Genomic DNA, 25,630 nt, shown 5'->3' with positions numbered 1-25,630 from the left:
TCCGGCCCCATCCGCTGACCGGGGGTCCGCCACCTGCGGAAACAGTGATCTGCGTCATCGAACTATGAGCAGATGTATCGGTCCGATATAGTTGGAACTCGCATCCACGGTTAGGTCCGTTCGGTCTGTCAGGCCGACATAGTCAGGGAGTGAGGTCGCGCCGTGCTCGAATTGGCGATTCTCGGCCTGCTCCTCGACGCGCCCATGCACGGCTACGAACTGCGCAAGCGGTTGACGGGCCTGCTCGGAGCGTTCCGGGCCTTCTCCTACGGTTCGCTCTACCCGACGCTGCGCAGAATGCAGGCCGACGGGTTGATCGCCGAGGAGCTGCCGGAGGGCGCGATCGCGCGCCGTGCGCGCCGCGTCTACCGGCTCACGCCGGTCGGGCGGGAACGGTTCAACGAACTCCTCGCCGACACCGGTCCGCAGAACTACACCGATGACGGCTTCGGCGTTCACCTTGCCTTCTTCAGCCGCACCCCCGCCGAGGCGAGGATGCGGATCCTGGAAGGTCGGCGGCGTCAGGTCGAGGAGCGCCGAGAGGGTCTGCGGGAAGCGATCAAGAAGGCCAGCGGCTCGCTGGATCGCTACACCCGCCAGCTCCACCAGCTCGGACTGGAATCAAGCGAGCGCGAAGTGCGCTGGCTCAACGAGTTGATTGCGGCGGAGCAATCGACGAAGGCGGCACCACAGAAAGAGGGAAAGAGCGGCCATGAGTGATGTCAACAAGGTTGGATCCGGCGAAGTTCGCGTCGCGATCGTCGGTGTGGGCAACTGCGCATCGTCGCTGGTGCAAGGCGTGCAGTACTACAAGGACGCCGACGAGAACGCGACCGTTCCCGGCCTCATGCACGTCAAGTTCGGTCCCTATCACGTCAAGGACGTGAAGTTCGTGGCCGCGTTCGACGTCGACGCCAAGAAGGTCGGCTTCGACCTGGCCGAGGCGATCTTCGCCAGCGAGAACAACACCATCAAGATCTCCGATGTGCCGCCCACCGACGTGACGGTCCTGCGTGGCCCGACCCTCGACGGCATCGGCAAGTACTACGCCGAGACCATCGAGCAGTCCGAGGCGCCTGCCGTGGACGTCGTCAAGGCACTGAAGGACGCCAAGGTCGACGTACTGGTCTCGTACCTGCCCGTGGGCTCGGAAGAAGCCGACAAGTTCTACGCCCAGTGCGCCATCGACGCGAACGTCGCCTTCGTCAACGCGCTGCCGGTCTTCATCGCCTCCGACCCGGTCTGGGCGCAGAAGTTCGTCGACGCCGGCGTCCCGATCGTCGGCGACGACATCAAGTCCCAGGTCGGCGCGACCATCACCCACCGCGTGATGGCCAAGCTGTTCGAGGACCGCGGCGTGGTGCTCGACCGCACCTACCAGCTCAATGTCGGCGGCAACATGGACTTCAAGAACATGCTCGAGCGCGAGCGCCTGGAGTCGAAGAAGGTCTCCAAGACCCAGGCCGTCACCTCGAACCTCACCGGTTCGCTCGCGGGCAAGGTGCACGACCGCAACGTCCACATCGGGCCCTCGGACTACGTGGAGTGGCTCGACGACCGCAAGTGGGCCTACGTGCGCCTCGAGGGCCGCGCCTTCGGTGACGCGCCGCTGAACCTGGAGTACAAGCTCGAGGTGTGGGACTCGCCGAACTCGGCGGGCATCATCATCGACGCGGTGCGCGCGGCCAAGATCGCCAAGGACCGCGGCATCGGTGGACCGGTCATCCCGGCCTCGGCGTACCTGATGAAGTCCCCGCCGGAGCAGATCGCCGACGATGTGGCTCGGACGCAGCTCGAGGCGTTCATCATCGGGGCTGAGTAAGTACTGGCTGAAAAGGCCGGTGGGTGCTAGGGATTCGCGCCCGCCGGCCTTTTTGTTTGCCTGCACAGGGTGGTTTACGGGCTGTGTTTGTTGGAGCGCTGGCGCGCTCGAGTTCGCGGCCCCACCGGTCCCGACGATCAGGCACCGTTTCTTGCTCCTTCGTCGCGTACGAAACGGCGCCTGATCGTCGGGACGGCCGCGAACCGCCGACTTCGTCGGCGATCCCTCCTCGAGGTCGGGATGTGCGGGGCTGGGAGTGCGGTCATGGCGGATCAGTCCAGGGAGACGTAGACCTCGACGCTGGTGGGGCCGGTGTAGCGCTCCAATTCCGCTGTGTGGGAGCGGGTTATGGTGCCCGCGGTCTCGGCTTTTCTGACCTGGGCCCAGGCGGTGCGCAGGAGGTCGTAGGGCTTGTCGGAGACCACGAATTTGGCGTAGCGGCCCGCGGGGATGCGGGTGAGGACGTCGCCTTCGTCGATGTCGTCCAGGTCGGCCACCTCGTAGCCGAGGACGGCGACGGCGTGGTCGTTCTGGCCGATGTAGGCGGCGGCGCGGGGAACCTGCTTCTCGCGCGACAGGTAGCGGTCCCAGGTGAAGTTGACCAGGTCCAGGTCGCGGGCGGTCACTTCGCGGCCGGCCAGTGGCACGGTCAGGCCGGCGACCAGGCCGTCGTCGAGGGTGACGATCTCGAAATCCACGGACATGGCCTATTCGCCGCCCTTCTCGTCGGTCACGGAGACGAAGATCTCGACGGTGCGCGCGTCGGGATATTCCTCGCAGTCGCCGGTGTAGGCGCGCACGAACTCGCCCGCCGCCTCGGCGTCCCAGATCTGGCGCCACAGGGCGACGACGGTGTCGCCGAGATCGTCACCGCTGGCGACGAATTTGGCGTAGCGGCCCGCCGGGATCCGGGCCAGCACGTCACCCACCTGCAGATCGGCCAGCGTCTTGCACGCGTAGCCGGCGATGTGGGTCAGATAGGAGTTGATCTCCGGTGCGAAATCGACGTATCCCGTCGCGGCCGGCCCTGGTAACGACCTGGCCCGCAGGTGCTGCCACGCCTCCACCACCTTGGCGCGGCGCGGCCCCTCGACAGCGAGCGCCGGGCTGCGGAGCACCGTGCCCGCGATCAGCGTCTCGGGACGGTCAACGACATCGAATTCCACCTGCGTAGCCCCTATGTCTAGTCTCGTCGTCGCTCGAGCGCACATCTTCCCGCATCGATCTGACAGGTTCCGCTCCGGGATCTTCTCGACCCCCTGGCCGGGCTGTTCGCGCTCTGGCCAACGATGTTGCCATGTCCGGGCAGGTGCCGGGTCACGGTGGCCAATCCGTGATCTATCGCGGCCCTTCCCCGCCGATCCCGGGGAACCATTCGAGCTGTTCAGGCGCCTGCGGCGCGGGGGGAATGATGATCACCGGCGGGGGATTTCGCGGGGCGTTCGTCGGCGGATCGAGAATGTCGAAGCCGTTGTTGCCCGGCGCCGGCGCCGGCGCGGGCACGGGCACGGGCGCCGGTGCGGTCCAGCCGCCACCACTCGGCAGCGGCGGCGCGGCGAACGGTTCGACCGGCGTGCCGGCCAACGCGGTGTCCATGACCTGCTTCCAGATGTCGGCGGGCAGCCCCGACCCGTAGATCGACCCGCCCCGCCCACTGCGCAACGGCTGCGACTGCTCGGTCCCGACCCACACCGCCGTCGACAGCGAGGGCGTGTAGCCGATCATCCACGCGTCCTTGGTGTCCTTGGACTCGCCGAGTTGAGTGGTGCCGGTCTTGGCCGCCGACGGCCTGCCCCCGGCCAGCCCGTGCCCGTTGGAGTAGTTGGCGATCGGCATCATCGCCTGTGTGGTCGCGTCGGCGATCGCGGCGGTGATGCGCTGCTCGGGCTCGGAGAGCCTTTTGCCCACGCGGGCTTCCGCGTCACGATCCAGCAATACCCGGCCGTCGCCCGTGGTGACCCGCTGGACGAAGTAGGGCGAGTGATAGACGCCGGAGGCGGCCAACGTCGCGTACGCCGAGGCCATGTCGATGGGCCGCACCAGATACTGCCCGAGCACGATCCCGTTGAGCGGCGGCCCGCCCGCCTCGGTCAGCGAGACACCCTCCACGCCGGGGATGTACTCGGGGATGCCCGCCAGATGCGCGGCCGCGGCGATCGAGCGCGGGCCGTCGGCCATCGTCATGGTGAGCCGATAGAAGCTGGTGTTCAGCGAGCGTTTGAGTGCCTCGGTGAGTGGACACTGTCCGCAGGAATCGTTGTCGACGTTGGTGATCCTGGTCCCGCGATCGACGATGGGCGAGCTGTCGATCGACCTGGTCACCGGAATGCCCTGTTGCTGCGCGGCGACGAGCGCGAACACCTTGAACGACGATCCGGTCTGCAGCGGCGCCTGCGCGAAATCGAAACCGGCGCCGTTCTCGCCGCCGTAGTAGGCGCGCACCGCACCGCTGCGCGGATCGATCGAGACCACCGCCGAGCGCAGTTCCTCGGGCTGCCAGGCCAGACGTTCGCGCACGGTGTCGATCGCGCCCGCTTGGGCGGCGGCGTCGATGGTGGTGGTGATCTGCAGTGCGCCGGTGTCGATGTCGGCCTCGGTGAGTCCGGCGGCGCGCAGCTCGCGCAGCACCTGGGTGCGGATATGGCCCTCCGGACCGAGCGCCATCTCCGCTGCCGGGGTGTCGACGAGTGGGATGATCGGCGGGAACACCGTCGCGTCGCGCTCGCCCGGCGCGAGCACGTTCATCTCGACCATGCCGTCGATCACGTACTGCCAGCGGGCCTGCAACTGATCGAAATGCGTCTCCGGGTCGAGCACCGAGGGGGAGCGGATCACCGCGGCCAGCACCGCGCCCTCGGCCAGCGTCAACTCAGGCACCGGCTTGTCGAAGTAGGCCTTCGCGGCGGCGGCGATCCCGTAGGCGCCACGGCCGAAGTAGATGGTGTTGAGGTAGGCGGCCAGGATCTCGTCCTTGCTCCACTGCCGCGCCATCTTCGCGGCGATGATCAGCTCGCGCATCTTGCGGGTGACGGTGCGTTCGGAGCTGAGGAAGGCGTTCTTCACGTACTGCTGGGTGATCGTCGACCCGCCGCCCGCGTTGTCGTGGCCGGCCAGATTGTCCCGCGCGGCCCGCAGGAACCCGCTCGTCGAGTAGCCGGGGTTGGTGTAGAAATTCCGGTCCTCGGCCGAGAGCACCGCGTCACGGACCGGGAAGGGCACGTCGCTGAGCGGAATCGGAATCCGATTGCCCTGCGGTGGAATGATTTTCGTCAGCACGGTGGTGCCGTCGGCGGCCAGCACGGTGGCGGGCTGTTCGACCGCGACCTCGGCGGGCTCGGGAATCTCCGAACTCCAGTACACCGCGGCGAACAGCAGCGTGGGCACGCAGAAGAAGAGGATGAACAGACTCAGCAGCAGGCGCCGGATCCGCTGGCCCCTGGTACGACGACGCCGTCGAGGTGGCTCGTCGCCCTCCGTGCCCTCGGCCAGCCGGGCGGCCTGCGCGCGTCGCGCCGCGCCTTTGCGGGGCGGCTGATCGGGCGAGAGCGGGTCACGGAATCCGGCGATCGAGGTGTACGGCGGATCGTCACCGGAACGCCCGCGCCCGCCCTCGGAGGCCACGACCCTCTCCTTCCACAGCGATGGAAGAACTCACCTGCACCGATGTATCGATGCGGGTGACTCTACCCGCCGTGGGTCGCCGAACCCGGGAAGCGCGGCTGGGGGCGCGACGCGCCGCCCGTCAGCTCTTGACGCCGCCCGCGGTGAGACCGGAGATGATCCGGCGCTGGAACAGCAGCACCATGATCACCAGCGGCACGGTGACGATCACGCCCGCCGCCATGATCGCCGCGTACGGCTGCACCAGCGGATCGTTGCCGGAGAAGCTCGCGATGGCCACCGTCACCGGCTTGGTCTGCTCACCGGAGAGCAGCCGGGCCAACAGGTACTCATTCACCGCGGCGATGAACGCCAGGATCGCGGTGGTGAACACCGCGGGCGCGGCCAGCGGCAGCATGATCAACCGGAACGCCTGCAGCTTGCTCGCACCGTCGATGCGCGCGGCTTCTTCGAGCTCCCAGGGCAGTTCGGCGAAGAACGAAGCCAGGATGTAGACCGTCATCGGCAGCACGAACGAGATGTTCGGGATGATCATTGCCTGGTACTGGCCGATCCAGCCCAGGTCGGTGAACAGCTGGAACAGCGGCGTCACCAGCACCACGGCCGGGAACATCGACGCCGACAGGATCAGCCCCGAGATCAGGTACTTGCCCGCGAAGGTCATCCGCGCCAGCGCGTACGCGGCGAGCACACCGAGCACCAGCGCGATGGCCGTCGTCGCCGAACCGATGATCAAACTGTTGAGCAGCGCCTTGCCGAAGTCGTTGCCGCGGCTGGTGTCGAAGGCGTTGCGGAAGTTCTCCAACGTGACGTGGGTCGGCCACGGGGTGCTGTCGAAGGTGTGGGACGCATCGCGGAACGCGACGACGGTCATCCAGTAGAACGGCCCGAGCCCCCACACCAGGATGATGAACACGCCGAGGTAGAGGCGGGCGGTGCCGAAGCGCTTGCGCCACGATACCGGCTGCGCCGCGAGCTCGGCCGGCTGATCGGGCGCGTCCTTGGTCATCGAGATGCTCATCAGGCCGCCTTCCGCTGTTCTTCTTGCGTGCGAACCGCGTTGGCGCCCAGCACCTTCACCAGAACGAACGCGATACCGAAGACGAGCAGGAAGGTGATCGTCGAGAGCGCGGCGGCGCTGTTGGGACCTTGGCGCACCTGGTCGACCACCAGGATCGACAGCGTGTTCGTCGCCGGGTTGCCCAGCGTCATGATCGCGGGCAGGTCGTACATGCGCAGCGCGTCCATGGTGCGGAACAGGATCGCGACCAGCAGCGCGGGCTTGAGCAGCGGCAGCGTGATGTGCACGAACCGCTGCCAGGCCGAGGCGCCGTCGACCTTGGCGGCCTCGTACACATCGTTCGGGATCACCTGCAGGCCCGCCAGGATCAGCAGCGCCATGAACGGCGTCGTCTTCCACACGTCGGCCATGATCACCGCGAATCGCGAGGCCCACACATCCGAGGTCCACAGGATGTCGGTGCCGAGCACCCGGTTCACCACGCCGTCGGCCTGGAACATGAACTCCCACAGCCGCGCGGTGACGGCGGTGGGAATGGCCCACGGGATCAGCACGGCGGCGCGCAGCAGCGCCCGGCCACGGAAGGTCTTGCCCATCACGATGGCCATGCCGAGGCCGAGCAGCGCCTCCAGCGACACCGTCACCACCGTGAAGAACAGGGTGACCCAGACCGCGGACCAGAACTGCGAGCCGAGCGTGCCGGTCGGGCACGAGATCGTGCCGCCGAGCGAATTGCACTGCTGCAGCAGCCAGTGCGTGTAGTTGCTCAGCCCCGCGCTGCCGCCCTCGACGAACATGCCGGTGGCCGGGTCGATCCCGGCGTCCTGCTGAAAGGACATCCAGATCGCCTGGAACACCGGATATCCGATGACGACGGCCAGCGCGACGAGCACCGGCGTGATGAACAACCACGCCTTGCCGGATCGCTGCAGTTCCAGCGCAAGCCCGCGCTGCTTGGGTCCCGAAGGATCCGACACCGTTACTACTCTCCTACGGTCTGGTCGGGTCCGCTGCGCGCTCCGCTACGAACCGGCGGTCTCGATGCCCTTTTGCATGCCGGCGACCGCGTCGTCGACGGACTTCGTGCCGTTCAGGGCAGCATAGGCGTTGTCCTGGATGGCCTTCGACACCGCGGGATAGAACGGGGTGACCGGACGCGGCACGGCGCTGGCGATGGATTCCTTCAGCGCGGGCAGGTACGGCATCTTGGCGATCAGGGCCGGGTCGTCGTAGAGCGAGGCGCGCACCGAGGGCAGCGCACCGGCGGCGATGATCTGCTGGGCCTCTTCGCTGATCAGGTAGCGCACGAAGTCGGCGGCGGTGGCCTTGTTCTTGGAGAACGCGCTGATCGCGGCGTTGTAGCCGCCCAGGGTCGAGGCGCCGACGCCGGTGTTGCCCGGCAGCGGGGCGACGCCGAACTTGTCCTTCACCGCGGAGCCGTCGGCGTTGGCCTGGCCGTACAGGTAGGGCCAGTTGCGCAGGAACAGCAGGTTGCCGGACTCGAACGCGCTCGCGCTCTCGCCTTCCTTGAAGGTGATGGCTTCCTTGGGGATGTCACCGTTCTGGTAGGCGTCGACGAGGACCTTCAGGCCGGCCTTCGACTCCGGGCTGTTCACGGTCGGGGTCTTGCCGTCGGCGCCGACGAAGCTGCCGCCGAAGGCGTTGATGACCTCGGAGGTGTTCACGGTCAGGCCCTCGTAGGGGGCGAGCTGACCGGCGTAGCAGCCGATGTTGTTGTCGCGCGCGATCTGGCACTGGCCGAGCATCTCGGTCCAGGTACGCGGCGGGTTGGGCACCAGGTCGGTGCGGTAGTACAGCAGGCCGCCGTTGGTGTTGCGCGGGGCCGCGTACAGGGTGCCGTTGTAGGTGGCGCTGGCGACGGTCGGCGCGAGCAGCGGCGCGGTGTCGATCGCGAAGGAGTCTTTCAGCGGCTGGATCCAGCCCTTGGCGGCGAACTCCGCGGTCCACGGCACGTCGAGGGCGACCACGTCGTAGCCGTCCTGCTTGGCGCGGAAGTGCTCGGCGAGGTCGTCGCGCTGCTGGTTGGCGTCGGCCGACTGCTCCTTGAACGTCACCTGCTCGTCCGGATGCGCGGCGTTCCACCGGTCGATGAGCTGCTTGACCACACCGGTCTCGGTGGTGTCCTTGCCCTCGACGTAGGTGATCGGGCCGCGGCCCGTCAGATTCTCGTCGAGCGGGTTACCTCCGTTGTCACTGGAGCAGCCACTGGCGAACGATGCGGTGAGCAACGCGATCGAGGCAGCAACCATGGTCGCTCTGGGGACGAACTTCAAGGCCATCGCAGACACTCCAGGGTCGAGACGTGAGCAGCAGCACACCCGTGCGGTGCAACAGGCAACATACATGGTGACGGCTCGTTGCGTCCGATCGTCCTGCCCTTTGGGCTACTTTCGGGTCAGTTGCGCTGCGGCCGGGTGTCGGTGCGGTGCCCTACCCTCGACGAGGTGACCAGTCCCTCGCTGCCGGCGCCCGACCGGATGCTTACCCGGATCGGGGGTTTGCTGCGCAAGGCCGAGTCCACCGACAACGAGCACGAGGCCGAGGCTTTCCTGGCGGCGGCGCAGCGGTTGGCGACGAAATCGTCGATCGATCTGGCGGTCGCGCGTTCGCACATCGCGAGCCGGGAGCGCAGGCCGGTGCCGGTGCAGCGGATCATCCCGATCGGTGAGCCGGGGCGAAAGGGGCTGCGCACTTACGTGCAGTTGTTCGTCGCCATCGCGACCGCCAACGATGTGCGCTGCGATGTCGCTCGCACCTCCGCCCAGGTCTACGCCTACGGTTTCGACGCCGACATCGACGCCTGCGAAGCGCTCTACGCGAGCCTGCTCATCCAGATGGTGCGGGCCTCGGACCACTACATCAAATCCGGTGCGTATCGGGAGGCGACGGTTGTCAAGATCGTCAGCGAGAAGCGATTCGGTCGGACGGTGCGGCGCGAGGTGGAGGCGCCGGTGGCCGGGGTGACGGCCCGGCTCAACTTTCAGATGGCTTTCGCGGCGCGGGTGGGTGCCCGCCTGGCCGAGGTGAAGGCCGAAGTGGTCGCCGAGGAATCGAAAGCCGAATCCACGGGGACGGCGCTGGCGCTGCGCGACAAGGAGGTTGCGTTGACCGACTTCTACACGGCCACCTCCGAGGCTCGTGGGATCTGGCGTGGGCCGCAGGCGTCCACCGGGCATTCGGCTGCTGCTCGCCGGGCGGGAGATCGGGCGGGGCGTACCGCGCGGCTGGGGGCGTTGCCGGAACTGCCCGCGGCCCGCGCGAAACTCACGGGTCGTTGAGAACTGCCGGAGCGGGTGGTGCCGTCAGGATGCGGGGCAGGCGGCATCATGCGGGTGCTCCCTACCGCCCCGTCGACCCGATGGGCCCGGGGCTTTCGCCGGGCGCTGAACCCGGTCGGAGAATCGCAATGCGGGGCGGTGGGTCTGGAGTGGGCCGTGTCCGATGATGGGAGGCAGCCGCGACGGGACAGTCAGCGGGCCAAGGTGTACGACGGTGAGCAGTTGGTGCGGGGGGTGTTCGATCGGGCTGCCGAGTTCGGGCATCGGACGGTGGACATCTATGGGTCGCAGGTGACCTTGCCGGTCGAGCGGCGGTTCGCGTCGGTCGAGTCGGTGCAGAGCTATGTGGACAAGGTGCTCGCGCTGAACTGGGTTCGGGGGCAATGGGCACGGGCGGGGGTGCCGGTGCGGGTCCGGGCTCGGGCCGGGAGTTCTGCCGCTCACTACGAGGTGGCCGAGGCGGTCCTGGCAGTGCCATTGCACACCGGCGTGAGCGCATGGGCATTGCGCGAGCTGGTGGTACTGCACGAACTCGCCCATCACCTCGCGCCTACTGCGGGAGAGGCGCCCCATGGGCCCGAATTCTGCACTCGCTATATCGAATTGGTCGACGGAGTGATCGGGCCTGAAGCGGCGCTGCTGATTCGGGCTACTTTCGGGGGGTGTGGGGTGCGGTTCGGGTGAGGCCGCTACATAGGTGCTGGGCCTGGTGTTCCGTGGGGAGCAGCTTCGGCCGGATGGCCGAAGCGGTGGTGCGGTCGTCGCGTGCACGATCACGATATGGACGTACCTGGGAGCATTCCTCGCCGTGAATGGCTGATCGCAGCCGGACTGATCCTGCTCGCCCTCGTGCCGTCGCTGGCCGGGATGATACGCATCGGCGAGATCGTGTCGGGGGCGCCCGAGACACTCGATAACGCGCGGTTTCTGCGGATGCCGTTGCCGGTCGTCGTGCACATTGTCGGCGCGCTGGTCTACTCGGTCGTCGGTGCGTTCCAGTTTCTGCCGGGTCTGCGTCGCAGGCATCTCGCGTGGCATCGATTCGCGGGGCGTTACCTGCTTGTTCCGGCGGGACTGGTGGTCGCGGTGAGCGGACTGTGGATGACCGCGTTCTACGATTCGCCGCCCGTCGACGGGGTGGTGCTCGCGCTGTCGCGGTACCTCGTTGGAGGGTTGATGCTCGCCTTCCTTGCCGCGGGGGTGGCCGCGATCGCGCGTCGCGACAGGTCCGCGCACGGCGCGTGGATGATCCGCGCCTACGCGCTGGCCTTGGGCGCGGGTACCCAGGTGCTCACCTCCGGGCCGTTCCTGCTGATGTTCGGCGAGCCCGACGTCGTCGCGCGGGTGGTGCAGATGGATGCCGGGTGGATCATCAATGCCATCGTGGCCGAATGGGTGATCGTCCGCCGCCGCGCGGCCCGTCGGCGTCACCGCGCCGCTTTGGCCGAGGCGTGAGTAGCATGCCTACTGTGCGAGGGTTGCTCGGCGTCGGGTGGTCGCGCCCCGCCGCGCCGGGCGCCGACGGTCCCCAGCCGCGCGATATCGTGCTCGTCATCGTGTTGGCCGCCGCCGCGGTCGTCGAGGGCGCGGTCCGCACCGACCTGACGTGGCCGCTCGCGACGACGCTGGTCACCCTCGCGATCCTGCCCGGCCTACTGTGGCGCCGGTCGCGCCCGCTGGTCGTCGTCGCGGTCATGACCGTGGTGACGGCGGGATTCACCGTCGCGCGGACCGTCGCGGGAAGCTCACCGACCGGGCTGGTGACGATGTTCGCGGTGCTCAGCATTCCCTATGCCGTGTTCCGCTGGGGATCGGGGCGCGATCGGCTCGTGGGTGGCGCACTGCTCGGCCTCGGCGTCGGGCTGTCGATCGTGCTCGGTGGGGAGGGATTCGCCGGGGCTGTCGCCGGGGTCGCGTTCGTGGGCGGCGCATGCTTGATCGGGGCCCTGCGCCGCGAACGCGTGGAGTCGCGCGCCGGGGAGCTCGACGCCGTTCGCGCGCGTGAACGCGAGGCTCTGGCCCGCGACCTGCACGACACCGTGGCACACCACGTCTCGGCCATCGCGATCCGCGCGCAGGTCGCGGGCGCCGAGCTGCCCGATGTGTCACGGGTGGCGGCGTCACTCGACGTGATCGAGCGCGAGGCGCAGGCGGTCCTCACCGACATGCGCTCGCTCGTGCGGACCTTGCGTGCGCCCGCCGGCTACGTACCTGCCGCGGGCCTGACCGAGCTCGTCGACCTCGCGGACCCCGGCCCGCCACCGGTGGCCGTGCGCGTCCACGCGCCGGACGATCTGCCCGACCTCGTCGCCTCGACGCTGTTCCGCATCGCACAAGAAGGAATCACCAACGCACGACGTCACGCCCGCGCGGCCACCGCGATCGCGGTGACCGTCACCGTAGACGCGAAGTCCGCGAACATCCTGGTCCACAATGACGGTGCCGCCGCCCGTCCCTCCTCCGGCGATGGCCACGGCCTACGCGGAATATCCGAGCGCACAGCACTTCTGGGTGGACACGTCATCGCGGGCCCGGATCCCGGCGGCGGCTGGACGCTGCGCGCAGCGCTGCCGCTGAGAGGTGCGGCATGATCCGCGTTCTCGTCGCCGACGACCAGGAGACCGTGCGCACGGGCCTGCGCATGCTCCTGGAAACTCAGCCCGGTATCGAGGTCGTCGGCGAGGCCTCCGACGGCGTGGCGGCGGTCGAACTCGCACGCCGACTGCGCCCAGACGTCGCGCTGCTCGACATCCGCATGCCTCGGCTCGACGGCATCGAGGCCACCGCGCTGCTCGCCGGAACAGATGTCACCGATCCGGTCGCGGTCGTCATCATCACCACCTTCGACCTCGACGAGTACGTCCACGCCGCGCTGCGCGCGGGCGCCAAGGGTTTCCTGCTCAAGGACGCGGGCCCACAACTCATCGGCGAGGCACTGCGCGCCGCCGCGAACGGTGACGCCCTCATCGCGCCCCGGATCACCGTGCGCCTGCTGGCCGAATTCGCCCGCCGGCCCCCGCGTCCGCGACAGCCGATGGATCCGCTCACCGCCCGGGAGGAGGACGTGCTCGCCCTGCTCGCCGCCGGCCTGACGAACAACGAGATCGGCGACCGGCTTTTCCTCTCGCTCGGCACGGTCAAGACCCACATCGGCGGCATCCTCACCAAACTCGGGCTGCGCAACCGCGTCGAGGCCGCGATGTGGGCATACGAATCAGGACGCATACGTCCGTGAGCTGCCATCGGATTCACGCCCCCGGATCACCGCGCTCTCAGATGAGTCGCGGTCGAGGTCGACGCCATCGGAGCGTGGTGATCGGTGGTCCCGGGGGCGGTGTTCGCCGGTGGATCAGTCGTCGGTGACCTGGATGTCGACGTCGATGTTGCCGCGGGTGGCGTTGGAGTAGGGGCAGACCTGGTGGGCCTTGTCGGCGAGGGCCTTGGCCTCGTCGCGGGGGAGGTGGGGGAGGGTCACCTCGAGGGTGACGGCGAGTTCGAAGCCGCCCGCGTCGTTCGGGCCGATCGAAACGCGGGCGCCGACGGTGGAATCGCTGACGTTCGCGCCCGCTTGCTTGCCGACCAAGCGCAGGGCGGAGTGGTAGCAGGCCGCGTAGCCGACGGCGAAGAGCTGTTCGGGGTTGGTGCCCGCGCCGTCGCCGCCCATCTCCTTCGGCGGGGCCAGGGTCACGTCGAGCTTGCCGTCGGTGGTGCGGCCGTGGCCGGTGCGGCCTTCGCCGGTGGCAAGGGCTTCTGCGGTGTAGAGGACCTTCATGTCAGCTCTCATTTCTCCGTGAGGGTGTGCGTGAGTTTGCGCAGCAGGCCGCGCAGGGCATCGAATTCCTCGGCGGTCAGTCCGACGATCTCCGACATCTCGGCGGGGATCCGGCAGGCTTCGGCTCGCAGGCCCCGCCCGTGTTCGGTGAGCACGATGTCGACGCGGCGCTCGTCCTCGACGGCCCGCCGCCGTTCGACGAAACCGCCCGCCTCGAGCCGCTTGAGCAGGGGGGACAGGGTTCCCGAGTCGAGATCGAGGGCCTTGCCGAGTTCGCTGACACTGCGGCCGTCGTGCTCCCACAGCGCCAGCATCACCAGATACTGCGGATACGTGAGCCCGAGGCGTTCCAGCTTCGGGCGGTAGACCGACGTCATCGCCCGCGACGCCGCGTAGAGCGGGAAGCAGAGCTGTTCGTCGAGGGCCAGTCCGTCGGTCATGCCCATACTGTAGCGCGCAATTGGGTTGTGCACAACCTAACGGTGGGTCCGGGCATGGAGCGAGTCGGCCGGTGCGACGTCGAGCGGCAGCCGAGTCCTGCGCTGCGGCGTGCGCGCGCTGTGCGGGCACCGCCGGGCCGCCGGCGTCAGTCGACCTCGAGGAGTGCGTTGACCCGCTCGTACCGCCGCAACCACCACTCGACCCGCTCGGGATCGGGATGTCGATACTTCTCCAGCAGCGCCGGATCGGGGTCCGGGGGAGCGGTCGGAACCGGCAGCCACCCGTCCACCGGTAGCAGCGAATCTGCCACCAGATCACCCTCGAACAACGCGAGAGTGCCTAATCCACAGGCGAATTCGAGCTCGGGCAGCGCACCGGCCAATGCCAGCTGTGCGGACAGCCCGACGCTCGTCTCCAGCGCCGACGACACGACGGTCGGCAGCCCGGCCGCCTCGGCGACGGCCAGTGCCCGCCGCACCCCACCCAGCGGCGTGCACTTGAGCACCGCCACATCCGCGGCCCCCGCGACGGCGACCCGCAACGGGTCCTCCGCCCGCCGGATCGATTCATCGGCCGCGATCCGTACCGGCACCCGCCGCCGCACCTCCGCCAATTCCTCGACAGTCCGGCACGGCTGCTCCACGTACTCCAATCCCCGAGCGGCCCGGTCGATCTCACCGATGTTCCGCACCGCGGTGTCCACATCCCACACCGCATTGGCGTCGACCCGGATCGCCCCGTCCCCGATCGCCTCCCGCACGGCGGCGACCCGCGCCAGATCCTCGGCGAGCGAGCCGGGATGATCGGCGACCTTCACTTTCGCAGTGGCGCAACCGGACTCGCGCACGATCCGACCGGCCGCCTCCGGCCCGACCGCAGGCACCGTGCAATTCACCGGAATCCGCTCCCGTACCGGCGTGGGCCATCCCACCGTCACCTGCTCCACCGCCGTCGCCAACCACCCCGCCGCCTCCCGATCGTCGTACTCGGGAAACGCGCAGAACTCCCCCCACCCCAGCGGCCCCCGAATCAACATCCCCTCGCGCATGGTGATCCCCCGAAACCGCGTACGCAGCGGAATCGCATAAACGAACGTATCGGCGCCCATCGTCCCGATCGTAGAGGTCGACGAGATCTCGGCTCGAGTAGTTCCACGGTGTCGCACCGGCCTGTGCCGGGCGATCCTGAGACCATGCGCCGTGACACCGACCGGACAACCGCCTTGGTACTGCTCGCGGCACTGGTCCTGTTCGCCTGCGCGTCGGCTGCCACCGCGATCCACCTCGAGCTGGCCGACCGCACCTGCCCCCTCGACTACGGCGGCTGCTACACCCCCTACGCGACCTTTGGCTCCCAGGTGGCCTGCGCGGGCGCGGCAGCCGCCGCCATCGGCTCGGCGGTGTGGGTGGCGATCGGAATGCGCCAGGACTGGCGCATCGGCTACGTGCCCGCACTCGGCGCCCTGGTGGTGATCGCCACCTTCCTGACCGGCCGCGAGATCGCCACGTGGTCGTGACGATGAGCGCGCCGGTTCAGTCGATTCCCTCGTCCAATTGCGCCCAGGTCAAGTAATCGAGAACGGCGTCAGCGTATCGATGGACAGTGGCGGCGCCGAGACGCCGCCACTCACCGGTCAGAGTCGTTCGATGATGGTGGCGTTGGCGAGGCCGCCCGCCTCGCACATGGTTTGCAGGCCGTAGCGTCCGCCGCGCTGGTGCAGGGCGTGGACCAGCGTCGTCATCAGCCGGGCGCCCGAAGCGCCCAGCGGATGGCCGAGGGCGATGGCTCCGCCGTTGACGTTCACCTTGCTCAGGTCGGCGCCGGTCTCCTGTGCCCAGGCCAGCACGACCGGGGAGAACGCCTCGTTGATCTCGATCAGGTCGATGTCGGCCAGCTCCAGCCCGGCCCGCCGCAACACCTTCTCGGTCGCCGGGATGACGGCGGTGAGCATGAGCAGCGGGTCGTCCCCGGCGACAGCGAAACTGTGCAGCCGGGCCAGCGGACGCAGGCCGAGCTGGGCGGCGCGCTCGCCGGACATGATGAGCACCGCGGAGCTGCCGTCGCTGACCTGGCTGGCCGAGGCCGCGGTGATTTCCCAGCCGATCTGCGGGAAGCGCGCCGCCATGGCGGGGTCGTAGTAGGCGGGCCGCAGCTTCGCGAGGGTGTCGAGCGTGCTGCCGACCCGGATGCCCTCGTCGGTGGCCAACCCGTTCAGTGGTGCGAGCTCGTCGGCGAAGAGTCCGTCTTTGGTGGCGCGGGCGGCCTTTTCGTGGCTGCCGAGGGCGAATTCGTCGAGCTGGGTTCGGGTCAGTTCCCACTGGGCGGCGATGAGTTCGGCGCTGATGCCCTGGGGTACCAGGTCGTCCGGGTAACGCTCGGCGAACGCGACACCGGAGAGGTCGGTGGTGCCGACGAGGTTGGCGCCCATGGGAATTCGGCCCATGGATTCCACGCCCGCCGCCACCACGATGTCGTAGGCGCCCGCGAGCACGCCCTGTGCGGCGAAGTGGATGGCCTGCTGGCTGCTGCCGCACTGCCGGTCGACCGTGGTGGCCGGCACGGATTCGGGATACCCGGCGGCCAGTACCGCCCGCCGGGTCATGTTCGCGCCCTGCTCGCCGGCCTGGGTGACGATGCCGCCGATCACGTCGTCGACCAGGGCCGGGTCGATGCCGCTTCGCTCGATCACCGCGCGCAGGCTGTGCGCGAGCAGGTCGACGGGATGGATGTCGTGCAGTGCGCCGTCGGGCTTGCCCCGGCCGATGGGGGTGCGTACCGCTTCGACGATGACCGCGTCTCGCATGGGAGTCCTCTTTCGACCTATCTGACTTTATCTAACAATAGTCAGAATAGGCGCTAACTATCGTTGATCAAGTCAGTGGTGGGTATGATGTCGGACATGGCGGCCGTGATGGATGGACCTCTGGCGGATTTGAGCGCGTGGGACACCACGGGCTGTTCCATCGCGCGCGCCATGGACCTCATCGGCACTCGCTCGGCGATGCTCATCCTGCGCGAGGCCTACTACGGCACCCGTCGCTTCGACGGTTTCGCCCGCCGGGTCGGCATCACCGACGCCGCCGCCGCGGGCCAACTCCGCAAACTCACCGAGGCCGGCCTGCTCGAGAAACAGCCCTATCGGGAAGAGGGCAAGCGCACCCGCAACGAATACGTCCTGACCCAGATGGGCCGCGACCTGCTCCCCGTCGTCGTCGCTCTCTGGCAGTGGGGCGACAAATACCTCCAGCCCGGCCCGCCGCCGCTGCTGCGCGTCGACGCCGACACCGACACTCCCGTCACCGTCGACCTCCGCACCCCCGACGGCACAGAAGTTCCCCTCGAGCGGCTCAAGGTCCGCGTCAACAAGGACTACCTGCGCGCCCGCAAGAACGCGCGCTGACTCAGCCGGTGCGGACGCCGACGCCGATGTCCTCGGTGCCTGCCCGTGGAACGAAATCCGCGGGCAGGCAACCGATTCAGCGCAGACGGCGGCCGTCGGAGGCGCTGAAGAAGTACACGTGCTCGGGGTCGGCGATCAGCTGCAGGCGCTCGCCCTTGGTCGGCGGGGTGCGCCAATCCACCCGCGCCACAATCGTTTCCCCGGCCTGCCCGCTCGCGCCGGTGGACAGCGCGCGCCCGTAGACGTAGGCGTCGGAGCCGAGCTCCTCCACCACGTCGACCTCCATCTGCAGGCCGCCATCGCCGACCTCGAGGTGTTCGGGCCGGATACCGAGCACGACCGAGCTCTCGCCCGTGTCGACCACCGCGCGCGGCACCCGCACCGGGTAGCCGCCGATGGTGACCGCACCGTCGGCGACCGGCAGCGTGAACAGGTTCATCGCCGGGGAACCCATGAACCCGGCGACGAACACATTGGCCGGGTCACGGTAGAGATCGCGCGGCGACGCGCACTGCTGCAGCAGGCCGTCCTTGAGCACCGCGACCCGGTCGCCCATCGTCATCGCCTCGACCTGATCGTGGGTGACGTAGACCGTGGTCGTGCCGAGACGCCGTTGCAGCTGCGCGATCTGGGTACGGGTCTGCACGCGCAGCTTGGCATCGAGGTTCGACAGCGGCTCGTCCATCAGGAACACCTGCGGCTGACGCACGATCGCCCGGCCCATCGCCACCCGCTGACGCTGACCGCCCGAGAGCGCCTTGGGCTTGCGGTCGAGGTAGTCCTCGAGGTCGAGCAGCTTGGCGGCCTCGAGCACCCGCTGGGAGCGCTCGTCCTTGGACACCTTGGCCAGCTTGAGCGCGAAGCCCATGTTCTCCGCGACCGACATGTGCGGGTAGAGCGCGTAGTTCTGGAACACCATCGCGATGTCGCGATCCTTGGGTTCGGCGTCGGTCACGTCGTTCTCACCGATCAGGATGCGTCCGCCGTTGACCTCCTCGAGCCCGGCCAGCATCCGCAGCGAGGTGGATTTGCCGCAACCCGAGGGTCCGACCAGGACCAGGAACTCGCCGTCGGCGATCTCGAGGTCGAGCGCGTCGACGGCGGGTTTGCTCGCACCGGCGTAGAGCCTGGTGGCGCGATCGAAGGTCACGGTAGCCATGCGTAGATCAACTTCCCATCCCGGCAGGAACGTGCCGGACGATCCGAGAACAGGGTCGCCAGGGATCGTAGCGGCGGTACGGAACACCCGTGCGATTCCGGGTAGCCTCGATCGCGGAGCCCACCGAGTACACAGGAGCGCGGAATGAGTCGTCCAGTTCGTATCGGAGTCCAGCTTCAGCCCCAGCACGCCCCCGACTACGGGTTGATCCGTGACGCGGTGCTGCGGGCCGAGGACGCGGGTGTCGACATCGTCTTCAACTGGGACCATTTCTATCCGCTCTCCGGCGATCCGGCGGGCGCGCACTTCGAGTGCTGGACCATGCTCGGCGCCTGGGCCGAACAGACCGAGCGGGTCGAGTTCGGCGCGCTGGTCACCGGCGGCGGCTACCGCAATCCCGATCTGCTCGCCGACATGGCCCGCACGGTCGACCACATCAGCGGCGGCAGGCTCATCCTCGGCATCGGCGCGGGCTGGTTCGAACGCGACTACGACGAGTACGGCTACGAGTTCGGCACCCCAGGCAGCAGGCTGAAGCTGTTGAAGGAGAGCCTGGCCCGGATCTCGACCAGGCTCGGCACGCTGAATCCGCCGCCGACCCGGCACATCCCGATCCTGATCGGCGGTGGGGGCGAGCGCAAGACCCTGCGGCTGGTCGCCGAGTACGCCGACATCTGGCACTCCTTCGCCGACGTGACGACCTTCGCGCACAAGAACAAGGTCCTCGCCGAGCACGCGGCCGCCGCGGGCACCGACGAATCCAGGATCGAGCGCTCGGTGGCCTGGCCGGGGCGCAACGACGCCGAGGCATTGCACGCGGCGGGGGTCAGTCTGTTCACGGTCGGCGTCTCCGGCCCCGATTACGACCTCACCACCCTGCGTCAGGCGCTCGAATGGCGTGACGAAGTGAACCCTGAGTCACTCGAAGGTCTCGCCTGAGCAGGTGATTCGCGCCGACGCCTGGCGCGCGTAGCCATCGGTTCGCCGGGCGGCCGCTAGGGTCTATCGGCATGTCTGGTGTGCGTGCTGTGCGAACCCGGGCGCGGATAGCCGCGCTGTTGCTCCTCGTCGGTGTCGCGGCGACGGGCTGCGGCGGCTCCGACACCGCGCGCGATCTGTGTTCCCCGCAGGGGGCGAGCGCGGCCGCGGCGGCACCGTCGAATCTCGGCGGTCCCGAAGCCGCCGGGGCCGACCGCTACACAACTGCCACCACCGAGCCGGTCGAGTCGATCGATACCGCCGGGCTCGGTCTGCTCGACCCGGGCACGCTGAGCGTCGGCACGCTCTCCGACGCCCCGCCCAGCATCTGCGTGAACGGGCAGGGTAGCTTCACCGGCTTCGACAACGAGCTGCTGCGCGCGATCGGCGAGAAACTCGGTCTGCGGGTGGAGTTCTCGGGCACCGAGTTCAGCGGGCTGCTGGCCCAGGTGGCGGGCAAGCGCTTCGATGTCGGCTCGTCCAACATCACCACCACCGATGCCCGGCGCGAGCTGGTCGGCTTCACCAACGGTTACGACTTCGGCTACTTCTCGCTGGTCGTGGCGCAGAACAGCGCGATCGAAGCCTTCGGCGACCTGAATCAGAGCTCGCGCATCGCGGTGGTGCAGGGCACCGTGCAGGACGAGTTCGTGGTGAACCAGCTGGGGCTGGACCCGGTGAAGTTCCCCGACTACAACACCGCCTACGCCAATCTGAAGTCCGGCCAGGTCGACGCCTGGGTAGCGCCCTCGGCCCAGGCCGAGGGCGCGATCTCACCGGGCGACGGCATCGTGATCTCGCAGAACACCTTCAGCCTCGACAACTTCGTCGGCTACGCCGTGGCCAAGGGCAATCAGCCGCTCATCGACGCGCTCAACTCCGGCCTCGACGCCGTGATCGCCGACGGCACCTACGCCCGTCTCTACGCCGACTGGGTGCCCCGTGAACTGCCACCCGGCTGGAAGCCCGGCTCCCGAGCCGCACCGACGCCGGAACTTCCGGACTTCGCCGCACTGGCCGCCGAACGCGGCGAGGGCGAGACCGAGCAGGTGGCGCAGAAGTCGACCCTGCAGCAGTTGAAGGACACCTTCTTCGACTGGTCGTTGTACGCCAAGGCCATTCCCGACCTGATCAAGACCGGTCTGCCGAACACCCTGATCCTGGCGGTGGTTTCGGGTGTGCTCGGCACCATCATCGGCATGGTGCTCGCGGTGATGGGCATCTCGCGCTCGCGCTGGCTGCGCTGGCCCGCCCGGATCTACACCGACATCTTCCGCGGCCTGCCCGCAGTGGTGATCATCCTGCTGATCGGGCTCGGCATCGGTCCGGTGGTCCGCAACATCACCGGCGGCAACCCGTACTGGCTCGGTGCGGTGGCGCTGGCGCTGCTCGCCTCGGCCTATATCGGCGAGATCTTCCGCTCCGGCATCCAGTCGGTGGAGCCCGGCCAGCTCGAGGCCGCGCGGGCCATCGGGTTCGGATATCGCCAGGCGATGACCCTGGTGGTGATCCCGCAGGGCGTGCGCCGGGTGCTGCCCGCGCTGATGAACCAGTTCATCGCGCTGATCAAGGACTCCTCGCTGATCTACTTCCTCGGCCTGCTCGCCTCCCAGCGCGAGCTGTTCGCCGTCGGCCGCGATCTCAATGCCCAGACCGGCAATCTGTCGCCGCTGGTCGCCGCGGGTCTGATGTATCTGGTGCTGACCATCCCGCTCACCCACCTGGTGAACTACATCGACCGGCGGATGCGCACCGGCAAACCGGCACCCGCCGCCCCCATCGACCCGGTCGAGTCGGCCACTATCTCGGAAGGTCGCTGATGAGCGCATCTCTCACCGGTACGGGACTGAATCTGACCCTCGGTAACAACCACATCCTGCGCGGGGTCGACATCCACGTCGACGCCGGACACGCCACCACCGTCATCGGCCCGTCCGGCTCGGGCAAATCGACGCTGCTGCGCGTGCTCAACCGCCTGCACGAACCCGATTCCGGTGACATCCTGCTCGACGGCGCATCCGTGCTGCGCGACAGTCCCGACCGGTTGCGCCAGCGCATCGGGATGGTCTTCCAGCAGTTCAACCTGTTCCCGCACAAGACCGTCGCCGACAACATCGCGCTCGGACCACGCAAGCTGCGCGGCCTGTCCGGCGAGGAAGCCCGCGCGCTCGCGCTCGAACAGCTCGAGATCGTCGGTCTCGCGAACAAGGCCGATGCCCGGCCCGCCTCGCTGTCGGGCGGTCAGCAGCAGCGGGTCGCCATCGCCCGCGCCCTGGCCATGAAGCCGGAGCTGATGTTCTTCGACGAGGCCACCTCGGCGCTGGACCCGGAACTGGTCAAGGGTGTGCTCGCGCTGATGGCCGAACTCGCCGCGGGCGGGATGACGATGATCGTGGTGACCCACGAGATGGGCTTCGCCCGCAGCGTCTCCGACAGCGTGGTGTTCATGGATCAGGGGGTCGTCGTGGAGACCGGCACCCCAGACGAGCTGTTCGACGACGCGAGAACCCCGCGTCTGCGCCGCTTCCTCGACCAGGTCCTCTGACCAGGGCGGACAGGGTCACGGTTACTCATGCGCATCTGTTAATGTCGGAAGTGCTCAGCTCCACTTCGACCAAAGGAGAGCGATGACCACCGCACACGTTGAACATCCCGAGCACACCCACGCCCATGGCCCCACGTGCGGCCATGTCGCGGTCCCGCACGAGGACCACGTCGACTACGTCCACGACGGCCACCTGCATCGCGCCCACGACGGCCACTTCGACGAGTGCGAGACCTCGGCGCACGTCGAGCACGCCGCCCACAACCACACCCACGGCCCCGGCTGCGGCCATGTCGCCGTCCCGCACGGTGACCACGTCGACTACATCCACGACGGCCACCGCCACGCGGCCCACAACGATCACTACGACGACCACTGACCTACCCGGCGGCGCGTCCCGGTTCGAACTCCCCGCGAAGGTGCGACTCGAGCGCGCCGGCATGACGCTCGAGTAGCGGGATCGTCGGCATGGTCCCGGCAGCCTCGAATCGGGTCACCGCGGGATGACGCGGCCCGGCGCGAGTCGCCAACTCCGACTGAGTGAGTCCGCCGCGATGTGCGCTTGTGCGATACCGCTCTCGACCTGCGCCGAGTAGGTGAATCAGTCGCTGACGGTGGCGAAGGCCGACCAGAGCAAGGGTGAGTTCTCCGGGATGGGGGAGTCGCGCCAAGCGGCGAGGCGGGTGCGTTGCCAGGCCAGGAGGGTGGGGACGGGGGTGGGGGAATCGTGGGCGGTGTCGACCGCGCAGATGGCGGCTTGGAGGGGAAGGGTTGTGGTGGGGGTGAGGGTGTGGAAGGCGTGGTCGGTGGGGAGGGACCAGCGGGTGGCGGTGACGAGCTCGGCGCCTGCCGAGAGGGCCGCGGTGGTGAGGCCGAGGGCTTCGGTGAAGCGCAGGTCGCCGCCGCTTTCGCAGGCGATGAGGGCCACGCGGCTCGGCATCGGCCACAGTTCGCGGCCGGGCACCGGGGTCGAGTCGAGGGTATAGGTGCCCAGCAGCAGGTCTTTGGCCGAGAGCGGTCGGTGGGTGCGGTTCGACGCGGCGAATCCGCGGGCCTCGGCGGTGCAGCACAGGTGCAGTTCCGCGTGTTCGCTTTCACCGGATTCCGGCGCGGGCGCGGTGACGTGGCCGACGTAGACCAGTCGGCTCGCCCCGGCTCGCAGGGCTGCCGACAGCCAGGTTCGATCGATGTCGGTGCGCCGCAACAGCTCGACCGGATCGGCGACGGCGGGAAGTAGCCGGTCGTAGCGGCTGAAATGGTGGGCGACAGGCATGTCCGCGTTCGGCCTGCCGAGTACCGAGCCGAGTTCGGAATCGGCGCGAAACCCTGGTACGCGCGGATCCAGCACCGCCACCACCGGCAAGTCCTTGGTGTCGTTCCAGCGGTGCGCGATACGCTCCGGCGCCCGCACCACCGACACCGGCGCGAGCAGGCTGACATCGGCGATATCGATCAGCCGGACATCGGGATCGGGCGCGATGATCTCCCACGGCACCTGCGCCAATCGAGGGGACGGCTGAATTCGCAGGTGCGGCCGGATGCCTCGCTGCGACAGCTCGTAGAGCTGTACGGCCAGCCCATAGGGCAACAGTGTTCGCGACAGTGCTTGTGCGAGTGCGACTTCCGCGACCGGATCAACGAGGGCGCCTTCGGTCAGCACTCGTCGCAGATCATCGGGCCGCGCCGGATCGGGCACCGCGTCCGCCAGCCGGCGCAGCACCACGCGGACCTGATCACGCGGCAGCACCGCTACCCCGCGCGCCGCGGTTTCGCCCACCCATCGCCAGGACACGTACACGTCTCCCGCATCGGCCATCCGGATGAGCGCGGTCGGCGTCGCGCCGGTGTACTCGGGCGCCGTGGACGGCCGGATGCTCATAGGGTGATCACCCGCTCGTCGCGAACCCGCCGACCGTAGCGCTCTTCGGCATGGGTGATAAAGGTGGACAACACTATTCGGCCGCTCGAGACCAGGCGGGGCGGCGGTGCGACGGGGACTCCGGCCGCGGCGGCGACATCGGCGAGGGCGTTGCCGAGTTGCAGTGCCGGTGTGGTGGGGCGTTCGACGACGGTAGGGTCGATCAGCTGGAACTCGAGAGTGGGCGCCGCGGTGTCGCGGAAAGCGGCGAGGTCCAGAGTGGTTCCCGCGCACTGGCTGTCGATCAGATCGGCGACCAGCTCGCCATCGCCGGACAGGGCCGCGCAGTGGAACGCGAGGCGCATGGCCGGTTCGGCGACGGCGCGGTGCCAGTGTTCACGCTGGTTGCCGTTGGGCAGGGTGTGGCGCACCGCGTCGATGGCCAGCGCGGCGGGCACGGCGAGATCGACGGCGCGGGCGAGCAGCTCCGGGTCGGGTTGGGGCGCTTGCTCGATCGCGGTGCGCAGGAGTTCGGCGTGCCAGTAGTCGAGCTGGGCGCAGTGCATGCCGAGACCGTGCGCGGAATACACCGCGAACGATGCGGCGAGCAGTTCCTCCCCCCGCGTGAGATCGCCTTCGGCACAGGCCACCGTGGCCAGTCGCAGGCGGACGTCGGCGGCATCCAGCACGGCGCCGGTCGCATCGAAGTAGTCCAGGGCCTGCTGATAAGACGACCGCGCGGTGGCCAGTTCGCCTCTTCCCTCGGCGAGGAAGCCGGCCGTCTTGGCGCCGATCGCGGACCGGTGGCCCAACCCCGCGCGGTCGAAGAACTGCCGGCCGGCGCGCAACGGCTCCTCGGCCTCGTCGTAGTGCCCCGCCCGGACCAGCATGATGGCCAGGTTCTGCCGCGTCTCGGCGACCGCCGCCTCCTCGCCCGCCGCGACGAACGCCGCCAACCCCTGCCGCGCGAAGTCGAGCGCCAACTCGTGTCGGCCGATCTCGAACGAGCTCGCCGCCAGATTCACCAACGGGTGACCCACCAGCTCGGGCGCGAAACGCTCGGTCACCCCGAGTGATTCGGTCGCCAGCTCGGCCGCCCTCGCCCACTGCTGGCGATGCAGCGCCACCGCTGTCAGCGACAGCAGACAGGCGACCCGGAGGAAACCCTGATCGGCGTCGTCGGCAAGTTGCTCACGCGCCTGCTCGAGTGCCTCCTGCGCCGCATCCAACTCACCCAGGTGCTGCAACGCCTGCGACAGATTGACCAGCGCCGCGGGCCGCTGATGAGCCGCGTCGTCGGGCAGCTCCGCCAGAGCGGCGCGGAACAACGACACCGACCGCCGGTGCTCACCGAGCTCATCGGCCATACTCGCCGCATTGATCAGCGCCGCACTACGCAATCGCGGCGACGCCCCCTCGGCCGCGCGCTCGAAGAGCTCGAGCGCCGCCGCCACCTCGCCGCGCTGATACGCCGCGTATCCCGCGGTGAGCTGCGCGTCGTCCTGGTCGGATCTACTCCCGGTGGCTGCCATTCAACTGCTCCCGATCGGTGGGGACACGGTGTGTGGACGATTGTGCACGGTCGGCGCGGGCCTGATCCGCAACCGCGCGCCTGCGAGAGGCACGCCACCACTTGACTGTGCCCCGGCGCCGACGCGCCCGACGGGTACACCTGCACGGCAGGGCGAACGGCCTGACACCGGTGCGCGACGAA

The 25,630-nt window shown here is 68.6% G+C and carries 26 protein-coding genes; 13 read left to right on the top strand and 13 right to left on the bottom strand.

Going from position 1 to position 25,630, the window contains the following annotated elements; all coding sequences use genetic code 11:
- Positions 1-162: 162 nt before the first annotated feature.
- Both BOX37_RS32440 and BOX37_RS32435 read left to right on the top strand, forming a co-directional pair.
- Complete coding sequence (locus BOX37_RS32440) at positions 163-720, top strand: PadR family transcriptional regulator (protein ID WP_071930941.1); 558 nt, start codon at positions 163-165, stop codon at positions 718-720.
- Positions 713-1,822, top strand: a complete 1,110-nt coding sequence (locus BOX37_RS32435; protein ID WP_071930940.1) for an inositol-3-phosphate synthase — start codon at positions 713-715, stop codon at positions 1,820-1,822. The genes BOX37_RS32440 and BOX37_RS32435 overlap by 8 nt, the downstream gene beginning before the upstream one ends.
- A gap of 272 nt (positions 1,823-2,094) precedes the next feature.
- Here the strand turns inward: BOX37_RS32435 and BOX37_RS32430 are convergent, their stop codons facing one another.
- The 6 genes from BOX37_RS32430 to BOX37_RS32405 all read right to left on the bottom strand — a co-directional run bounded on the left by BOX37_RS32430 (position 2,095) and on the right by BOX37_RS32405 (position 8,764).
- Positions 2,095-2,526: a GyrI-like domain-containing protein gene (locus BOX37_RS32430; protein WP_240505136.1), complete on the bottom strand. Its 432-nt coding sequence runs from the start codon at positions 2,524-2,526 to the stop codon at positions 2,095-2,097.
- A 3-nt stretch (positions 2,527-2,529) separates the two neighbouring features.
- Positions 2,530-2,988 carry a GyrI-like domain-containing protein gene (locus tag BOX37_RS32425; RefSeq protein WP_071930939.1) on the bottom strand — a complete coding sequence of 153 codons (459 nt, stop codon included), beginning with the start codon at positions 2,986-2,988 and terminating at the stop codon, positions 2,530-2,532.
- 172 nt (positions 2,989-3,160) lie between these two features.
- Positions 3,161-5,443 carry a transglycosylase domain-containing protein gene (locus BOX37_RS32420; protein WP_206045740.1) on the bottom strand — a complete coding sequence of 761 codons (2,283 nt, stop codon included), beginning with the start codon at positions 5,441-5,443 and terminating at the stop codon, positions 3,161-3,163.
- Positions 5,444-5,564: 121 nt separating this feature from the next.
- The gene (locus BOX37_RS32415) at positions 5,565-6,452 is read right to left on the bottom strand and encodes a carbohydrate ABC transporter permease (RefSeq protein ID WP_084761094.1); all 888 of its coding nucleotides are present in this window, start codon (positions 6,450-6,452) and stop codon (positions 5,565-5,567) included.
- Between the two features lie 11 nt (positions 6,453-6,463).
- Complete coding sequence (locus BOX37_RS32410) at positions 6,464-7,441, bottom strand: carbohydrate ABC transporter permease (protein WP_071930938.1); 978 nt, start codon at positions 7,439-7,441, stop codon at positions 6,464-6,466.
- Positions 7,442-7,486: 45 nt separating this feature from the next.
- The gene (locus tag BOX37_RS32405; RefSeq protein WP_071930937.1) at positions 7,487-8,764 is read right to left on the bottom strand and encodes an ABC transporter substrate-binding protein; all 1,278 of its coding nucleotides are present in this window, start codon (positions 8,762-8,764) and stop codon (positions 7,487-7,489) included.
- A gap of 198 nt (positions 8,765-8,962) precedes the next feature.
- On the opposite strand from BOX37_RS32405, the gene BOX37_RS32400 reads away from it, so the two are divergent.
- From BOX37_RS32400 to BOX37_RS32380, 5 genes are all read left to right on the top strand, one after another.
- The gene (locus tag BOX37_RS32400) at positions 8,963-9,763 is read left to right on the top strand and encodes a DUF2786 domain-containing protein (protein ID WP_071932068.1); all 801 of its coding nucleotides are present in this window, start codon (positions 8,963-8,965) and stop codon (positions 9,761-9,763) included.
- Between the two features lie 156 nt (positions 9,764-9,919).
- On the top strand, positions 9,920-10,447 hold the full coding sequence (locus BOX37_RS32395) for a TIGR04338 family metallohydrolase (RefSeq protein WP_071932067.1): 528 nt from the start codon (positions 9,920-9,922) through the stop codon (positions 10,445-10,447).
- 96 nt (positions 10,448-10,543) lie between these two features.
- Positions 10,544-11,218, top strand: a complete 675-nt coding sequence (locus tag BOX37_RS32390) for a DUF2306 domain-containing protein (RefSeq protein ID WP_071930936.1) — start codon at positions 10,544-10,546, stop codon at positions 11,216-11,218.
- Positions 11,219-11,223: 5 nt separating this feature from the next.
- Positions 11,224-12,354, top strand: a complete 1,131-nt coding sequence (locus BOX37_RS32385) for a sensor histidine kinase (RefSeq protein ID WP_167660019.1) — start codon at positions 11,224-11,226, stop codon at positions 12,352-12,354.
- On the top strand, positions 12,351-12,998 hold the full coding sequence (locus BOX37_RS32380) for a response regulator (RefSeq protein WP_071930934.1): 648 nt from the start codon (positions 12,351-12,353) through the stop codon (positions 12,996-12,998). Before BOX37_RS32385 ends, BOX37_RS32380 begins: the two co-directional genes overlap by 4 nt.
- A 114-nt stretch (positions 12,999-13,112) precedes the next feature.
- On the opposite strand, the gene BOX37_RS32375 is transcribed toward BOX37_RS32380, so the two are convergent.
- The 3 genes from BOX37_RS32375 to BOX37_RS32365 form a co-directional block, all read right to left on the bottom strand.
- Positions 13,113-13,535, bottom strand: coding sequence for an organic hydroperoxide resistance protein (locus tag BOX37_RS32375; protein WP_071930933.1), 423 nt, complete (start codon positions 13,533-13,535; stop codon positions 13,113-13,115).
- An 8-nt stretch (positions 13,536-13,543) separates the two neighbouring features.
- A complete protein-coding gene (locus BOX37_RS32370; RefSeq protein WP_071932066.1) occupies positions 13,544-13,975 on the bottom strand; it encodes a MarR family winged helix-turn-helix transcriptional regulator in 432 nt (143 codons plus the stop codon).
- Positions 13,976-14,121: 146 nt separating this feature from the next.
- Positions 14,122-15,084, bottom strand: a complete 963-nt coding sequence (locus BOX37_RS32365; RefSeq protein ID WP_071930932.1) for an o-succinylbenzoate synthase — start codon at positions 15,082-15,084, stop codon at positions 14,122-14,124.
- A gap of 84 nt (positions 15,085-15,168) precedes the next feature.
- Here BOX37_RS32365 and BOX37_RS32360 point away from each other — a divergent pair, with 84 nt between their 5' ends.
- Complete coding sequence (locus BOX37_RS32360) at positions 15,169-15,492, top strand: hypothetical protein (RefSeq protein WP_156910672.1); 324 nt, start codon at positions 15,169-15,171, stop codon at positions 15,490-15,492.
- 117 nt (positions 15,493-15,609) lie between these two features.
- Here the strand turns inward: BOX37_RS32360 and BOX37_RS32355 are convergent, their stop codons facing one another.
- Positions 15,610-16,779 (bottom strand): thiolase family protein, encoded by a 1,170-nt coding sequence (locus BOX37_RS32355; RefSeq protein WP_071930930.1) that lies wholly within the window; start codon positions 16,777-16,779, stop codon positions 15,610-15,612.
- Between the two features lie 84 nt (positions 16,780-16,863).
- Between BOX37_RS32355 and BOX37_RS32350 the strand changes: the two genes are divergently transcribed.
- The gene (locus tag BOX37_RS32350) at positions 16,864-17,376 is read left to right on the top strand and encodes a winged helix-turn-helix transcriptional regulator (protein WP_206045739.1); all 513 of its coding nucleotides are present in this window, start codon (positions 16,864-16,866) and stop codon (positions 17,374-17,376) included.
- Between the two features lie 76 nt (positions 17,377-17,452).
- On the opposite strand, the gene BOX37_RS32345 is transcribed toward BOX37_RS32350, so the two are convergent.
- Positions 17,453-18,535, bottom strand: a complete 1,083-nt coding sequence (locus BOX37_RS32345; protein ID WP_071930929.1) for an ABC transporter ATP-binding protein — start codon at positions 18,533-18,535, stop codon at positions 17,453-17,455.
- A gap of 144 nt (positions 18,536-18,679) precedes the next feature.
- On the opposite strand from BOX37_RS32345, the gene BOX37_RS32340 reads away from it, so the two are divergent.
- From BOX37_RS32340 to BOX37_RS32325, 4 genes are all read left to right on the top strand, one after another.
- Entirely contained in the window at positions 18,680-19,474 is a 795-nt protein-coding gene (locus tag BOX37_RS32340; protein WP_071930928.1) for an LLM class F420-dependent oxidoreductase, read from the top strand.
- A gap of 71 nt (positions 19,475-19,545) precedes the next feature.
- Positions 19,546-21,333, top strand: coding sequence for an ABC transporter substrate-binding protein/permease (locus tag BOX37_RS32335; protein ID WP_071930927.1), 1,788 nt, complete (start codon positions 19,546-19,548; stop codon positions 21,331-21,333).
- Complete coding sequence (locus BOX37_RS32330) at positions 21,333-22,058, top strand: amino acid ABC transporter ATP-binding protein (protein WP_071930926.1); 726 nt, start codon at positions 21,333-21,335, stop codon at positions 22,056-22,058. The genes BOX37_RS32335 and BOX37_RS32330 overlap by 1 nt, the downstream gene beginning before the upstream one ends.
- Positions 22,059-22,140: 82 nt before the next feature.
- Positions 22,141-22,437, top strand: coding sequence for a hypothetical protein (locus BOX37_RS32325; protein WP_071930925.1), 297 nt, complete (start codon positions 22,141-22,143; stop codon positions 22,435-22,437).
- Positions 22,438-22,659: 222 nt separating this feature from the next.
- Here BOX37_RS32325 and BOX37_RS32320 read toward each other — a convergent pair whose 3' ends face one another.
- Positions 22,660-23,937: a CHAT domain-containing protein gene (locus tag BOX37_RS32320; protein WP_071930924.1), complete on the bottom strand. Its 1,278-nt coding sequence runs from the start codon at positions 23,935-23,937 to the stop codon at positions 22,660-22,662.
- Positions 23,934-25,448, bottom strand: coding sequence for a tetratricopeptide repeat protein (locus BOX37_RS32315; RefSeq protein ID WP_071930923.1), 1,515 nt, complete (start codon positions 25,446-25,448; stop codon positions 23,934-23,936). The genes BOX37_RS32320 and BOX37_RS32315 overlap by 4 nt, the downstream gene beginning before the upstream one ends.
- Positions 25,449-25,630: the final 182 nt, after the last annotated feature.

Source organism: Nocardia mangyaensis (assembly GCF_001886715.1).
Classification (GTDB): domain Bacteria; phylum Actinomycetota; class Actinomycetes; order Mycobacteriales; family Mycobacteriaceae; genus Nocardia; species Nocardia mangyaensis.
The sequence above is the reverse complement of the archived record's forward strand: the minus strand, read 5'-3'. Positions and strand labels throughout refer to the sequence as shown.